Annotated in this window: 14 protein-coding genes; 9 read left to right on the top strand and 5 right to left on the bottom strand. The window is 64.7% G+C overall.

Features of this window, described 5'->3' with window-relative positions; translation table 11 throughout:
* Nucleotides 1-13: 13 nt before the first annotated feature.
* Entirely contained in the window at nt 14-1,129 is a 1,116-nt protein-coding gene (gene queG, locus IFU00_02410; GenBank protein ID MBD8541132.1) for a tRNA epoxyqueuosine(34) reductase QueG, read from the top strand.
* On the opposite strand, the gene IFU00_02415 is transcribed toward queG, so the two are convergent.
* From IFU00_02415 to IFU00_02425, 3 genes are all read right to left on the bottom strand, one after another.
* Nucleotides 1,126-1,506, bottom strand: a complete 381-nt coding sequence (locus IFU00_02415; protein MBD8541133.1) for a DUF3052 family protein — start codon at nt 1,504-1,506, stop codon at nt 1,126-1,128. The genes queG and IFU00_02415 overlap by 4 nt on opposite strands.
* A 148-nt stretch (nt 1,507-1,654) precedes the next feature.
* On the bottom strand, nt 1,655-2,236 hold the full coding sequence (locus IFU00_02420; GenBank protein MBD8541134.1) for a response regulator transcription factor: 582 nt from the start codon (nt 2,234-2,236) through the stop codon (nt 1,655-1,657).
* Between the two features lie 41 nt (nt 2,237-2,277).
* Nucleotides 2,278-4,215 carry a PAS domain S-box protein gene (locus IFU00_02425; GenBank protein MBD8541135.1) on the bottom strand — a complete coding sequence of 646 codons (1,938 nt, stop codon included), beginning with the start codon at nt 4,213-4,215 and terminating at the stop codon, nt 2,278-2,280.
* Nucleotides 4,216-4,419: 204 nt separating this feature from the next.
* On the opposite strand from IFU00_02425, the gene IFU00_02430 reads away from it, so the two are divergent.
* From IFU00_02430 to IFU00_02450, 5 genes are all read left to right on the top strand, one after another.
* Nucleotides 4,420-5,421 carry a TRAP transporter substrate-binding protein gene (locus IFU00_02430; protein ID MBD8541136.1) on the top strand — a complete coding sequence of 334 codons (1,002 nt, stop codon included), beginning with the start codon at nt 4,420-4,422 and terminating at the stop codon, nt 5,419-5,421.
* A 415-nt stretch (nt 5,422-5,836) separates the two neighbouring features.
* Nucleotides 5,837-6,361, top strand: a complete 525-nt coding sequence (locus tag IFU00_02435; protein ID MBD8541137.1) for a methylated-DNA--[protein]-cysteine S-methyltransferase — start codon at nt 5,837-5,839, stop codon at nt 6,359-6,361.
* A complete protein-coding gene (xerD, locus tag IFU00_02440) occupies nt 6,334-7,236 on the top strand; it encodes a site-specific tyrosine recombinase XerD (GenBank protein ID MBD8541138.1) in 903 nt (300 codons plus the stop codon). Before IFU00_02435 ends, xerD begins: the two co-directional genes overlap by 28 nt.
* A gap of 85 nt (nt 7,237-7,321) precedes the next feature.
* Entirely contained in the window at nt 7,322-7,561 is a 240-nt protein-coding gene (locus IFU00_02445; GenBank protein MBD8541139.1) for a hypothetical protein, read from the top strand.
* A gap of 236 nt (nt 7,562-7,797) precedes the next feature.
* Complete coding sequence (locus IFU00_02450; GenBank protein ID MBD8541140.1) at nt 7,798-9,897, top strand: EAL domain-containing protein; 2,100 nt, start codon at nt 7,798-7,800, stop codon at nt 9,895-9,897.
* A gap of 8 nt (nt 9,898-9,905) precedes the next feature.
* Here the strand turns inward: IFU00_02450 and IFU00_02455 are convergent, their stop codons facing one another.
* Entirely contained in the window at nt 9,906-10,850 is a 945-nt protein-coding gene (locus IFU00_02455; protein MBD8541141.1) for an endonuclease/exonuclease/phosphatase family protein, read from the bottom strand.
* A 38-nt stretch (nt 10,851-10,888) separates the two neighbouring features.
* Between IFU00_02455 and IFU00_02460 the strand changes: the two genes are divergently transcribed.
* The 3 genes from IFU00_02460 (at nt 10,889) to IFU00_02470 (ending at nt 12,901) form a co-directional block, all read left to right on the top strand.
* On the top strand, nt 10,889-11,380 hold the full coding sequence (locus IFU00_02460; GenBank protein MBD8541142.1) for an aminoacyl-tRNA deacylase: 492 nt from the start codon (nt 10,889-10,891) through the stop codon (nt 11,378-11,380).
* 89 nt (nt 11,381-11,469) lie between these two features.
* Nucleotides 11,470-12,087 carry a glycerol-3-phosphate 1-O-acyltransferase PlsY gene (plsY, locus tag IFU00_02465; GenBank protein MBD8541143.1) on the top strand — a complete coding sequence of 206 codons (618 nt, stop codon included), beginning with the start codon at nt 11,470-11,472 and terminating at the stop codon, nt 12,085-12,087.
* Between the two features lie 145 nt (nt 12,088-12,232).
* Entirely contained in the window at nt 12,233-12,901 is a 669-nt protein-coding gene (locus IFU00_02470) for a DsbA family oxidoreductase (GenBank protein ID MBD8541144.1), read from the top strand.
* Here IFU00_02470 and IFU00_02475 read toward each other — a convergent pair.
* Nucleotides 12,898-13,743 carry an endonuclease/exonuclease/phosphatase family protein gene (locus tag IFU00_02475; GenBank protein ID MBD8541145.1) on the bottom strand — a complete coding sequence of 282 codons (846 nt, stop codon included), beginning with the start codon at nt 13,741-13,743 and terminating at the stop codon, nt 12,898-12,900. The two genes, IFU00_02470 and IFU00_02475, sit on opposite strands and share 4 nt — an antisense overlap.
* Nucleotides 13,744-13,785 lie beyond the last annotated feature (42 nt).

Below are 13,785 nucleotides of genomic sequence, written 5' to 3' on the forward strand. Positions count from 1 at the left end.
TTCCCACCCCGGTATGTCCGATTCCCCAACCTCATCCGTCGATCTGCCCCAGCTAGCGCGCGCCATCAAGGGATGGGGCGCGGGGCTGGGCTTTGCCGACGTGCGCATTGCCGATGTCGACCTGGGGCACCTGGAAGCGGGCCTGCAAGCGTGGCTGGATGCGGGCTACCACGGCGAGATGGATTATATGGCAACCCACGGCATGAAGCGTGCGCGGCCGGCCGAACTCGTCCCCGGCACCGTGCGCGCAATCGTGGTGCGGATGGACTATCTGCCGACCGAACGTCAGGGCGACTGGCGCGCCGGGGAACGCCTGCGCCAGGCTGACCCGAACGCGGCCGTCGTGTCGGTGTATGCGCGGGGCCGCGACTACCACAAGGTGCTGCGCAACCGCCTGCAGGCGCTGGCCGAGAAAATCCAGGAGAACATCGGACCGTTCGGCTTTCGCGTGTTCACCGACTCGGCGCCCGTGATGGAATTGCCGCTGGCCGAAAAAGCCGGCCTGGGCTGGCGCGGCAAGCACACGCTGCTGCTGTCGCGCGCGGCCGGCTCGACCTTCTTCATCGGCGAAATCCTGATCGACCTGCCGCTGCCGGTCGACCCGCCGACCGGCAAGCATTGCGGCGGCTGCACCGCCTGCATCGACATGTGCCCGACCGGCGCGATCCTGGGCCCGGGCAAGCTCGACGCGCGGCGCTGCATCTCGTACCTGACGATCGAGCTCAAAAGCAGCATCCCCGAAGAGTTGCGCCCGCTGATCGGCAACCGCATCTACGGCTGCGACGATTGCCAGGTGGCCTGCCCGTGGAACAAGTTTGCGCAGCGGGCGCAGGTGCCCGATTTCGACGAGCGCAACGGCCTGGGCGAGGGCGACCTGATCGGCCTGTTTGCGTGGGACGACGCCGAATTCAACCGGCGTATGGAAGGCAGTCCGATCCGCCGCATCGGGCACGAGCGCTGGTTGCGCAATCTGGCGGTGGGGCTGGGCAATGCGGCGCAGCAGTTGCGCGGCGATGCGGCCATCGTGGCGGCGCTGCAAGCGCGGGCAGATCATCCATCGGAACTGGTGCGCGAGCATGTGGCGTGGGCACTGGCGCGCCATGGCGCCTGGCCCGACTCGGCCACCTAGACTGCGATGCGTTTCAGGCGCAGCGCCGACCAGTCGCCATCGATGGAAATCATGGCCACGCCGGTAATCCCATGCTCTTTGGCATAGGCATTGATCGAGTCACGGTTGATGTCGGTTGCCTTCGACGCTGTCTGCTTCAGGTACGCGATCCAGAGCGAGCCGGTATCGCTCAGCTGTTGTCTGGCGAGCGGCAGGTAGTGCGCGAGGTCGTTCTGACCCAGGCAAAACATCAGGATGACGTCGAATGGGCCGTCCCCTTGTTTGACGATGTCGGCCGGCATCTGCGCCGTCATGATCGGATTGGCTTGGCCATTGAGCACGAGCATTGATTTCGCCGTGCGTAAAAACATCTTGTCTGCAACTGTCTTTTCGTTCATGCGCGTTTCCTGAAAGAGCCTGTGCATCGCGGCGCCCTGGCCGCAGCGCGTTCAGACATTATTTTACAAGGCTGTTGCGCACCCTTCAGACCCTTTACGCGCAGGAAATGAAGACAGTGTGAAGGCAGCGCGAGCGCGCCGCCGGCATTTACTTGAGCAGGCCGGCCAGTTCGACCGCCGTCTTGACCTGCATCTTGTCGAAGATATGGGCCCGGTGCACCTCCACCGTGCGCATGCTGATGCCAAGCTTGTCGGCCACGACCTTGTTCATCATGCCGGCCAGGATCAGGTCGAGCACTTCGCGTTCGCGCGTGGACAGCGTCGCCAGCCGCGCCTGCACCGCAGCGGATGTGGCCGCCTTGCGCGAGGCGGCCAGCGCTTCTTCCACGCGGTCCATCAAGACATTGTCATTAAACGGTTTCTCGAAGAAATCAAAAGCGCCGCGCTTGAGGGAATCGACCGCCATCGGCACCTCGCCGTGGCCGGTCAGAAAAATCACCGGCAGGCGCGGCAGCAGGCCGCGGCCGATCAACTGGTCGAACACGGCAATGCCGTTCATACCGGGCATGCGCACGTCGAGCAGCACGCAGTCGCCGCTGCCGTCGAGGTCCTTGATGACGTCGAGGAATTCCTGGCCGCCGGGATAGCTGCGCACGTTGAGGCCGCGCGATTGCGCCAGCCAGGCGAGCGAATCGCGTATGACTTCTTCGTCGTCGACGATGTGCAGCATGGGGGTCTCCGTAATAGTCGGGCAGGGCGCCGCACGCGATTCTAGCCGACCGCCCGGCTCCCTGCCTGCGCGGGCAGCGAAAACGTGAACACGGTGCCTCCGGGCGGATACGGCGCGTGGCTCAGGGTGCCGCCGTGGAATTCGATCGCCGTGCGGCAGATCGACAGTCCCATGCCCATGCCCTCTGCCTTGGTCGAATAGAACGGCGAAAACAGCCGCTCGGCCACTTCGGGCGAGATGCCGTGGCCGCGGTCGATCACCGAGACGGCCACCTGGTCGTCGACGTGCGCTGCCTCGATGCGCAGCACGCGCTGGTCCGGCACGGTGTCCTGCATGGCCTGGATGCCGTTGCGCGTGAGGTTCAGCAGCACCTGCTCGAGCAGGACACGGTCGGCCAGCACCGGCGGCAAGCCCGGTGGCAAGTGCACGCGCAAGACCACGCCGGCCTGGCGCGCCTGCAACTCGATCAGTGCATGCACGCTGGCAATCACGCTGCGGATCGTCAGTTCCTGGCGCAGCGGTTCGCGTTTCTTCACGAACTCGTGCACGCTGCGGATGATGTGCCCGGCACGCTGGGCTTGCTGGCGCGCCTGTTCCAGCGCGTGGCGCAGCATGCCGGGCTTGACTTCCTGGCCGGTGCCGGCAGCGCGGTCGAGCATGTTCAGTGCGCCCACCGTGTAGCTCGAGATGGCGGCCAGCGGCTGGTTCAGTTCGTGCGCCAGCATCGACGACAGCTCGCCCATCGTGGCCAGACGCGCGCTGGCCTGCAGCTTTTCTTCCTGCTGGCGATTGAGCTCTTCGACGCGCTTGCGGTCCGTGATGTCGAGCACCGAACTCATCCAGCCGGTATGGCGCCCGTCGACGTCGACCAGCGGCGACTCGAACACCAGCACCGGCACACGCACTTCATCCGGCCGCTGGAACACGGTCTCGAACTGCGGTGTGACCTTGCCCGACAGGATGCCCTGGAAGCGGTCTTCGTATTCGGCCATCGCTTCCGGTGCCCAGTACGCCATCGGCGGTTTTTTGCCGATCAATTCTTCCTGCGACAGGCCGACGATCTGGCAAAAGGCCCGGTTCACATAGGTCACGCGGCCTTCGAGGTCGCGCGCGCGCAGGCCCGTGATCAGCGAGTTTTCCATGGCCGTGCGAAACGCCATCTGCTGGCGCAGCGCAGCCTCGGCCGCCAGCGTGCGCGAGATGTGGCGCCACAGCGCGGCCAGGCTCATCAACAAGCCAAGCGCCAGCACGATCACCGAACCCACCAGCAGGTTCGGTAGCAGTTGCGGCGCGCGCTTGACGCTGTTGGTCGACAAGACCAGTTGGGCACCGGGCAGGTCGAGCTCGCGCTGGTGCGTGTAGACGTTACGGCCCGGGCCGCCCGACGCACGGCGCGCCACCGGCAGCTCATTGCGGTCGAGCAGCGTCAGCGCATTGTCCTGTGCGAACCACCACGGCACCGTTTCATCCAGCAGCACCTGCAGGCTGTAGGTCGCCACCAGGCTGCCGGCAAACTGGCCGCCGCGAAACAGCGGCAGGTAGTAATCGATCACGCCATGGGTGGACGCGGTGGCGCCGTACGGCACGCTGTAGCGGCCGCGCCGGATCGAGCGCGCCATCTCGCCGGCCAGCAAGGTGGCAGGGGGCAGGCCGGCGGCAGGCAGGTCGCTGCCGTGGATGGCTTGTTGAACGCCGTCGGCATCGCTCCAGACCACGCGCACCAGTTCGGGGCCATTGGTAAACATCTGGCGGAAGCGCGCCGTCAGCTTGGCCGGGGGCAGCGGCGCGACGACCAGATCGGCGCCCAGCGCAGCCAGCGCTTCTTCGCTGCGCGCCAGCTCGAAGCGCAGCGTCTGCTCGACCCACAGCGTATCGGCAATCAATTGCTCTTGCCGGTCGTTGCTTTCCATCTGGCGCGCCTGCCAGGGCAGCCAGATCAGCACAGCGAGGAACAGCAGCACCAGCAGGATCGGCACCATCCAGCGCAGGAAACGCCAGCCGCGCGAGCGCGCACGCGGCTCGGGTTCGGCGTCCAGGTCGGCTGTCTCCCCGGGCTGGATGAACGGAAATTTCATGCAAGGTCCTGTTTTGGTTACACTGTCGGGCGCATCGTGGCACCGTCGCGATGGCGGGCAATGCGACATGTGCCAGTGTAACGTTTCATCAGGAAGAATCGAACCGTCATGCAACTCAATCTCCTGGCCGTGCGCGCGCTGTGCGCTGCATTGGCCGCAGCCGCCAGCATGAATGCCTGGGCACAAGGGCCGATCGTGATCAAGTTCAGTCACGTGGTGGCGCCGGATACGCCCAAGGGCCGCGCCGCCGAGCGTTTCAAGGCGCTGGCCGAGCAAATGACGCGCGGCCAGGTCAGGGTGGAAGTCTATCCGAACAGCCAGTTGTACAAGGACCGCGAAGAGCTCGAAGCGCTGCAACTGGGCGCCGTGCAGATGCTGGCGCCGTCGCTGGCCAAGTTTTCGCCGCTGGGCGTGCGCGAATTCGAAGCGTTCGACTTGCCGTATATTTTTCCGGACAAGGCGGCGCTGTACAAGGTGACGGAAGGGCGCATCGGGCGCGAGCTGCTGCGCAAGCTCGAACCGAAGGGCATCACCGGCCTGGCGTTCTGGGACAATGGTTTCAAGGTCATGTCGGCCAACCAGCCACTGGTCGCGCTGAAGGATTTCGACGGGGTGCGCATGCGTATCCAGGCCTCCATGGTGCTCGATGCGCAGATGCGTGCGCTGGGCGCGCAGCCGATGGTGCTGGCGTTTTCGGAAGCCGCGCCGGCGCTGCGCGATGGCGTGGTGGAAGGCACCGAAAACACGCCGTCGAACATGTACACACAGCGCATGCACGAAACGCAGAAGCACCTGACTGTGTCGAACCACGGCTATCTGGGTTACGCCGTGATCGTCAACAAGAAATTCTGGGATGGCTTGCCGGCGGCGACCCGCACGATTCTGGCGCGGGCGATGCGCGAAGCGACCGTGTACGAAAAGCAGATTGCCCAGCGCGCCAACGACGAGTCGATGGAAAAAATCCGTCGGGCAGGCACGACCGTGATCCATACGCTCAACCCGGCCCAGCAGGCCGAATGGCGCCGCGCATTGCAGCCGGTGTACGGCCAGATGGAAAACAGGATCGGCAAGGAGACCGTACATGCTATCCTGCGCGAAGTTGCACGCTGAGCCCGCGGGCTGCTTGGTAAGTGCATTTTGTTTATAAGTAAAACAATTTTGTAATTTTGTGACCTAAAAGATACATTTTCTATAAGCATTTGCGTTATCATGGCGCTCATACGCACTGAAGTGGTGCGGTGCAGGGCCAGTAACAAGCAGTACAGGTTTTGGGGGAGCATTGCTATAAGAACGGTATTCGTACCGGAGAATATTCGAGGAGACACCACGTTTTACAGAAGTCGTTGGCACTGCCAAACGACCGGAGACGTGACCCGAATTGGAGCGCACCTGATGGTGCGCTTTTTTTTGCCTGTTTTTTATTTCCCGATGCCAAACGACTGGCCGCGCACGCGCTGCGGCGGGTAAGATGCCGGGGTGCCTGCCAGCGGGATGGTCCCGTTGCCGCGCACTGCCAACCGTCGCCATGAAGCCAGATCGTGCCTCCCTGTTGTTCAACGCCATCGTACCGGCGCCCTTTGGCGCGCTGGGCATCCGCACGGCCGACGACAAGGTCTGCGAGCTGGTCTACCTGCCGCCATCGTTTGCCGAGAAAAGCGCCGACAGCGCGCTGGCCGGGCAGGCAGCGCTGCAGGTCGCGCGCTACCTGCAGGATCCCGATTTTATGTTCGACCTGCCGCTGCTGGACGTCGGCACCGAATTCCAGCGCAAGGTCTGGCAGCACATCCACGCGATCCCGCGTGGCGCCGTGCGCACGTACGGGCACGTGGCGCGCGTGATCGGCTCGGCCCCGCGCGCCGTGGGCCAGGCCTGCGGCGCCAACCGGTTCCCGCTCGTGATCCCGTGCCACCGCGTCACCGCCACCGGCGGCCTGGGCGGCTTTGCCAACCAGGATGACGAAAACGGCTTTCACCTGTCGGTGAAACGCTGGTTGCTGCGCCACGAAGGCGCTACTGCAAGCCCATGGCAACAACAGTCGATCTTTCCCTGATCGACGAGTTCTGCGACACGCTCTGGCTGGAACAGGGCCTGGCCAAGAACTCGCTCGACGCCTACCGGCGCGACATGCGCCTGTTCGCCACCTGGCTGCACGCGCGCCAGCCCGAGCGCGGCTTGCTGGGCGTGGGCGCGGACGACCTGGCCGCCTATTTCGCCGAGCGCCATCCCGACTCGCGCCCGAGCACGGCCAACCGCCGGCTGTCGGTGCTCAAGCGCTTCTATGGCCTGGCGCTGCGCCGCAACCGCATCGACGTCGACCCGTGCCTGAAGATGGCCTCGGCGCGCCAGCCAACCCGGTTCGTGCACACGGTGAACGAACACCAGGTCGAGGCGCTGCTCGCTGCGCCCGACGTCGCCACGCCACTGGGCCTGCGCGAACGCACGATGCTCGAACTGATGTATGCCAGCGGTTTACGGGTGTCGGAACTGGTGGCCCTGAAGCTGGTCGAAGTGAGCCTGAACGACGGCGTGTTGCGGGTGACGGGCAAGGGCAGCAAGACGCGCCTGGTGCCGTTCGGCGAAGAGGCGCGGCGCTGGATCGAGCGCTACCTGAAGGATGCGCGCGGCATCATCCTCAATGGCCAGATGGACGACGCCCTGTTCGTCACCAGCCGCGGCGGTCCGATGACGCGCCAGATGTTCTGGATCCTGATCAAGAAGCACGCCAAGAAGGCCGGCATCACCGGGCCGCTGTCGCCGCACACGCTGCGCCACGCGTTCGCCACGCACCTGCTCAACCATGGCGCCGATCTGCGCGTGGTGCAACTGCTGCTGGGCCACGCCGATATCTCGACCACGCAGATTTATACCCACGTGGCGCGCGAACGCCTCAAGCGCCTGCACACCGAGCATCATCCCCGCGGTTAGCGTTAAGGCAAGCCGGGATCGGCGCGGTAGTCCATAATGGCCGGTCAGGACGGTAGCCCTACCGCTCCATCATATCGAGGTGACTATGGCACGGAATAATTTTCAATACGAAAAACGGCAACGGGAACTCGACAAGAAGCGCAAGGCCGACGACAAGGCCAAGCGCAAGCTCGAACCAAAGAATGACGTCGATGCCGATGGCAACGCCATCGTGCAAGACAGCGACAGCACCAGCGACAGCACCAGCGACAGCACCAGCGACAGCGACAACAATGCCGACAGCGACGCGGTCGCTCCGGCAGCCGTGCCTGCCAGCCCGGCCTGAACCCATCATTGAACTAACCGCGGCAATTGCGGTCTGAGCCATCTGAATGCGACAAGCTGCCAGCTGGCTGCCCGAGTTGATGGCAGGGTGCAATTGCCTTCTTACCTCCCCAATTTTTCGCCAGCGCGCCATTTGCCGCTTCGCACACAAAGCGTGTCTCGCAGCATGCCACTGACAGGCTTGTATCCCTGATTGCTGTCACCGCCCAAGCGAAAGGCGCTGCCGTGAGCAAGCTACTGCCAGATTCCCCGGGTCGTCCGGCGGCTGACCCATCCGGGGCCGGCGTACAAGCCTTCGACTGGCTCTACCATTTCGTTACGGCCCTCGAGCTGGCGCCGGCCGTTGCCGTGCACTCGATGGACCGCGCCGGCATCATCCGCTTCTGGAACCATGCCAGCGAAGAGCTGTACGGCATCCCGTCGGGCGATGCCGTGGGCCGCGCGTTTCGCGACCTGGTGTTCCACCTCGACCGCCAGCCCGAATTCGAAGATGTCATCGCCACCATCTGGCGCACCGGCCAGGCGCCGCAGGCAAGCGACTGGCTCGTGCAATCGATGACGGGCCGCCGCCACTGGGTCTATTCGTGCCACTATCCCGTCAAGCACGACGACGTGATGCACGAAGTGTTCTGCATGGAAATCGACATCACGGCGCGCAAGGAGGCCGAGACCAATCTCGAGCAGGCTGCGCAAGTGTTCCAGAATGCACGCGACGCCATCATCATGATGGATGCCGAGTACCGCGTGCGCGCCGTCAATGGCGCCTTCACCGCCATCACCGGGCATGCCCCCGATCGGATCATCGGCCAGCCGCTGGCCAGCCTCGGCTGGGGCGTGGACGACGACTTCTATCAACGCATCTGGACCGGGCTCGAAGGCGCCGACCACTGGGAAGGCGAACTGGCCAGCGCGCGCAGCAACGGCCAGCGCTATCCGGTGCGCGTCACGCTGACGGCCATTCGCGATGCGCACGGCGACGTGTCGAGCTATATGGCGATGCTGTCCGACATAAGCGAGCGCAAGCGCATCGAAGAGCAGGTGCGCCACCAGGCCGAGCACGACGCCCTCACGGGCCTGCCCAACCGCATCCTGTTCCTGGACCGCTTGCACCAGGCCCTGGCCACCTGGCGCCGCCAGGGCAGCTGCTCCGCCGTCATGTTCCTCGACCTCGACAAGTTCAAGGCCGTCAACGACACCCACGGCCACCAGGCCGGCGACATCGTGCTGCGCGAAGTGGCGCTGCGCGTACGCGCCTGCGTGCGCCAGGTCGACACCATCAGCCGGCTGGGCGGCGACGAGTTCGTCGTGCTGCTGGCCGACATCAAGGGCGCCGACCAGGCCGCCCACGTGGCCGTCGCCGTGACCCAGGCCGTGGCGCTGCCGATCGACATCGGCGGCCAGGAGGTGACGCTGTCGGCCTCCATTGGCATCGCGCTGTGCCCGGACGATGGCGCCGAAGTCGATACCTTGCTGCACCACGCCGATGTCGCGATGTACCACGCCAAGCAGAACGGCCGCGGCAGCTTCCAGTTTTTCAGCCCCGCCATGAACGCCCACGTGATCGAGCGCGTCGAGCTTGAGAACCGCCTGCGCCAGGCGCTCGACGGCAAGGAATTCATGCTGCAATACCAGCCTGCAATCGAAGTGGCGACCGGGCGCGTGACATCGGTCGAAGCGTTGCTGCGCTGGCGTCATCCGCAACGCGGGCTGTTGTTGCCGCACGAATTTTTGCCGGTGGCCGAGGAGTCCGGGCTGATCGTCCCGATCGGCGAATGGGTGCTGCGCGCAGCGTGCCAGCGGGCGCGTGCGTGGCGCCATGCCGGTGCTGCGGTCGCGGTGGCGGTCAACCTGTCCGACGCCCAGCTGGAACACGACGGCTTGCTGCCGGCAATCGACGCCGCATTGGAGGGCGCCGGCCTGCCGCCCGCCGCGCTCGAACTCGAGATCGCAGAAGACGCGCTGATCCGGGGCGAGCCCGCGTTTGCCGATACGGCGCTGGCGCTACGTGCCCGCGGGGTGCGGCTGAGCATCGACCGCTTCGGCACCGGCCTGTCGAGCCTGGAAGCATTGCGGCGCTTTCCGCTCACCACGGTCAAGATCGACCGCAGCTACGTGGGCGACGTCGGGCACGATCCGGTGGACGCCGCGATGGTGCCGGCCATCATCGCGGTGGCGCGCAGCCTGCAGCTGCGGGTGGTGGGAGAGGGCGTGGAAACCGCCGAGCAGCTCGACTTTCTGCGCCGGCATGGGTGCGACGATTACCAGGGGTTCTATGCCAGCGCGGCCAGTACACGGCCGAACCTGAGTCCGCACCGGTCCTGGTACATGAGACCCTAGTGCGGCGTCTAGTCGAACAGCCGGATCCTGGCCAGAACCTGCCCGTGGTCCGACGACTCGGGCAACGCCAGGTTCAGGTGATCGTTCAGGTACACCACATCGATGACTTCGCCGATCGCCTCGGGCAGTGCCGGATTGAATTCGGGCGACACCAAAATGTGGTCGATCGTCGAGTGGCGCGTGTCGTGCAGGATCGAAAACCCCACATGGCGCTGGTGATCGAGCCGGCGCTGTACCTGGCTCGCGTCATACAGCCGCTCGGCCTGCGGCGTGCCTGCCCCCAGCACGATCTCGGTTGTCACCGAATCGGCCACATCGTTGAAGTCGCCCAGCACGATGCGCGGGCGGCGGTGCGTGTGCGCCATATCCGTCAGCAGCACGCGTAGCGCGGTCGCCTCGGTGCCGCGCCGGATCAGCGAGCGCAGGCATGCCAGCGCGTACAGGTGCGGGTCGGCCCCGCTGTCGCTCGAGCGGTAATCGGGGCGGCGCGATTTTAAATGCACGACGATCACGTCGATCACCACGCCCGACGGCGCAATCACACCCGCATGCAGCGGCGCACGCGTGAAGCGATCGGGGTCGCGGCTTCCCGGTGGCATCGTGACATTGGCCGGAAACTTGCCCAGTTCGGTGCCCGGCTCGGCCAGTGGCAGGCGCGAGACGAGAGCCACGCTGGGCGTCAGGCGCACGGCGCCCGGGTCGGGATCGAAGCCGATATGGTGCGCGTCGCGGTAGCGCCGCGTGCGCTGCAGGACTTCCGCCAGCACGCTCTGCGAGAAAATTTCTTGAAAGCCGATCACGTCGGCATTGATCAGGTCGAGCTGGTGCGCCGTCCAGTCCAGTTTGGCTTCGTATTCGTCGGCCGTCGTGGGTGCCAGATTGTCGTACAAGCGTGCACCAGGCGGTGCCAGATTGAAAGTGTTGAAGGTGGCAAACCGAAGTTCTTCCTGCATAATAGAAACCCCTATTGTTCGTCTTTAGCGTAACACGCATGGCCAAGAAAGAGCACGTCTCCGAGACCCCCGCCACCCAATTCCTGCGCAAGCATGGCGTGGCGTTTTCCGAGCATCCGTATGCGTACCAGGAGCACGGCGGTACATCGGTCTCGTCCGGCGCGCTGGGCGTGCCGGAACATGACGTGGTCAAGACCCTGGTCATGCAGGATGAAGCAGCCAGGCCATTGATCGTCCTGATGCACGGCGATTGCAAGGTATCGACCAAGAATCTGGCCCGCGCCATCCCCTGCAAGTCGGTCGAACCATGCAAGCCGGATGTGGCCCAGCGCCATTCAGGGTATCTGGTTGGTGGAACATCGCCGTTCGGCATCCGCAAGGCGATGCCGGTGTATGTCGAAGAAAGCATCCTTCAACTCGACAAGATCTATATCAACGGCGGGCGCCGCGGCTATCTGGTCGGCATCGCTCCGCGCGTGCTGGTCGATGTGCTGCAGGCGCTGCCGGTGAACTGCGCCATCGCCGAGTAGCTTCGTCGTACCCATCCGATGGTGTATATTCACGCACCAATTTCCGGTAGAAGAATGAGCCCGATACCGGCGCCCACGAAAGAGACACGATGAACACCCTGATTGCCACCATTGCCGCCTATTTGCTCGGTTCGATTTCCTTCGCGGTCGTGATGAGCCGCGCGTTCGGCCTGTCCGACCCGCGCACGTATGGCTCGAAAAACCCCGGCGCCACCAATGTGCTGCGCAGCGGCAGCAAGAAAGCCGCGATTGCCACGCTGGTCGGCGACGCAGCCAAGGGCTGGCTGGCTGTCTGGCTGGCGGTGCGCTATGGCTACGATTACGGGCTGGACGATACGGGCATCGCGCTGGTCGCCATCGCCGTGTTCATCGGCCACTTGTGGCCCGTGTTCTTCCGCTTTGTCGGCGGCAAGGGCGTGGCCACCGCGCTGGGCGTGCTGCTCGGCATCAATCCATGGCTGGGCCTGGCGACGCTGGCCACCTGGGTCATCATTGCCTATGCGTTTCGCTACTCGTCGCTGGCCGCGCTGGTGGCCGCCGTATTTGCGCCCTTGTACTACGGCCTGCTGTTCGGCGTCGATGCCATTCTGCTGGCCGTGATCGTCATGAGCGCGCTGCTCGTGTGGCGTCACCGCGGCAATATCGGCAACCTGATCGCGGGCAAGGAGTCCAAGCTCGGCAGCAAGTCGGGCGCGGCACGGAAGTAGGGTGGGCGCGGCCGGCGAGGCGGCTCCGCCGTCCACGCGTTCAACTGGCCGGGATGAGCAGCGTGCGCGGGGTTTTTACGGAGGCGTTACCATAGTCGGCAATAGCGGCACATTCGTGCCGCGCCGGACAGAAAGGTGGTACGCCGTGACCAAGCAACTCAGGATTGATTTCGTGTCGGACGTCTCGTGCCCGTGGTGCGCAGTCGGTCTCAAATCCCTTGAACAGGCACTGTTGAACGTGGGCGACGACGTGCGCGTCGACCTGCATTTCCAGCCGTTCGAACTGAACCCGAACATGCCGCCGGAAGGCCAGGACATCGTCGAGCACGTCACTGAAAAATATGGTGCCAGCCTCGAGCAGCAGGCATCCAGCCGCGACATGATCCGCGAGCGCGGCGCCGCGGTCGGCTTCACGTTCGACATGGAGCGGCGCGGCCGCATCTACAACACCTTCGACGCACACCGCCTGCTGTCGTGGGCCGAAGAAGAAGGCAAGCAACGCCAGCTCAAGGTCGCGCTGCTCGAAGCGTATTTCACCCGCTGCGAAGACCCGAGTAACCACGCCGTGCTGCTGCGCGCGGTCGAGAGTGTGGGCCTGGAGCGCGAGGCGGCCGCGCGCATCCTGGCGTCGGACGAATACAAGGACGAGGTGCGCGAGCGGGAGCAGTTCTTCCTCAATGCCGGCATCAAGTCGGTGCCGGCCGTGATCATCAACCAGAAACACCTGATTTCGGGCGGTCAGTTGCCTGAAGTATTCGAGCGCGCGCTGCGTGAGATTCCGGGCCTGGAAACGCCGGCCGACGCCGTCGCTTAAGTCAGATCGAGGACCACCGGCTGGTGGTCCGACGCCGCCGTCTCGGACTGCACGTCAAGTGCGGTCAGGCGTGGCGCCAGATCGTCAGTGACGAAGAAATAATCGTAGCATTCAGGCCGCTCGGGCCACGGATAGCCGTGCAGCCCGGTGGTCGGCGCGCGCGCCATGTCGCCGTGCACGACGCGCCAGGCATCGACCAGCGCCAGGGCACTGCCTTCCGGCGGGGCCAGCAGCGCCGCGTAATCCGGCGCATCGGGCGCGAAATTGAAATCACCGCACAGGATCGCCGAGCCGGGCCGAAAGCCCAGCTGGTATGGAGCGTCCAGGTTCGGATCGGGCTGGAACAGCAGGGCGCGGGCACTGGCCTCGGCATGCAGTTCGCGGATCCGATTGACCTGCGCCATGCGCTGGACGGGCGAATAATATTCGAGATGCGTCGTGAGCAGGCGCAGCTTGCCGCCAGGTGCTTCGACCACCGTTTCGAGCAGGCCACGCGGCATGCCGGCCGCATGGTGCGGGTCGGCCGGCCACGGCAGCAGATGACGGTGCACCTGCGAGATGCGGTACTTGGACAGGATCAGGTTACCGAACAGGCGCGGGACATTGTTCTGGTAAATCTCGCTCGGCGCGTGCTCCATCGCGTGGTAGCCGCCAAAGGCGCCGGCGAGTTGCTTGAACTGGTTGGCGCTGGCGCTGCCTTCGAGCTCGGGGTGATTCGCAGCCACCTCTTGCAGGCAAATCACATCGGGGTTCAAGCGGCGCAGCACGTCGATCATCGCGTGAATGCGGATCCGACCGTCCTTGCCACAACCCCAATGAATATTCCAGCTGACTACGCGCATTGCTCACCTCCGTAAAACTTGATCGACGGATATTGCCACCGT

This window comes from Oxalobacteraceae sp. CFBP 8761, assembly GCA_014841595.1.
Taxonomy (GTDB): Bacteria; Pseudomonadota; Gammaproteobacteria; order Burkholderiales; family Burkholderiaceae_D; genus Telluria.

What these genes read in the sequence shown, in the direction of transcription:
- IFU00_02455 (MBD8541141.1), bottom strand. Translation starts at nt 10,850, where the DNA reads ATGCAGGAAGAACTTCGGTTTGCCACCTTCAACACTTTCAATCTGGCA.
- IFU00_02460 (MBD8541142.1), top strand. Translation starts at nt 10,889, where the DNA reads ATGGCCAAGAAAGAGCACGTCTCCGAGACCCCCGCCACCCAATTCCTG.
- IFU00_02475 (MBD8541145.1), bottom strand. Translation starts at nt 13,743, where the DNA reads ATGCGCGTAGTCAGCTGGAATATTCATTGGGGTTGTGGCAAGGACGGT.
- queG (MBD8541132.1), top strand. Translation starts at nt 14, where the DNA reads ATGTCCGATTCCCCAACCTCATCCGTCGATCTGCCCCAGCTAGCGCGC.
- IFU00_02445 (MBD8541139.1), top strand. Translation starts at nt 7,322, where the DNA reads ATGGCACGGAATAATTTTCAATACGAAAAACGGCAACGGGAACTCGAC.
- plsY (MBD8541143.1), top strand. Translation starts at nt 11,470, where the DNA reads ATGAACACCCTGATTGCCACCATTGCCGCCTATTTGCTCGGTTCGATT.
- IFU00_02415 (MBD8541133.1), bottom strand. Translation starts at nt 1,506, where the DNA reads ATGAACGAAAAGACAGTTGCAGACAAGATGTTTTTACGCACGGCGAAA.
- IFU00_02420 (MBD8541134.1), bottom strand. Translation starts at nt 2,236, where the DNA reads ATGCTGCACATCGTCGACGACGAAGAAGTCATACGCGATTCGCTCGCC.
- IFU00_02430 (MBD8541136.1), top strand. Translation starts at nt 4,420, where the DNA reads ATGCAACTCAATCTCCTGGCCGTGCGCGCGCTGTGCGCTGCATTGGCC.
- IFU00_02425 (MBD8541135.1), bottom strand. Translation starts at nt 4,215, where the DNA reads ATGGTGCCGATCCTGCTGGTGCTGCTGTTCCTCGCTGTGCTGATCTGG.
- xerD (MBD8541138.1), top strand. Translation starts at nt 6,334, where the DNA reads ATGGCAACAACAGTCGATCTTTCCCTGATCGACGAGTTCTGCGACACG.
- IFU00_02435 (MBD8541137.1), top strand. Translation starts at nt 5,837, where the DNA reads ATGAAGCCAGATCGTGCCTCCCTGTTGTTCAACGCCATCGTACCGGCG.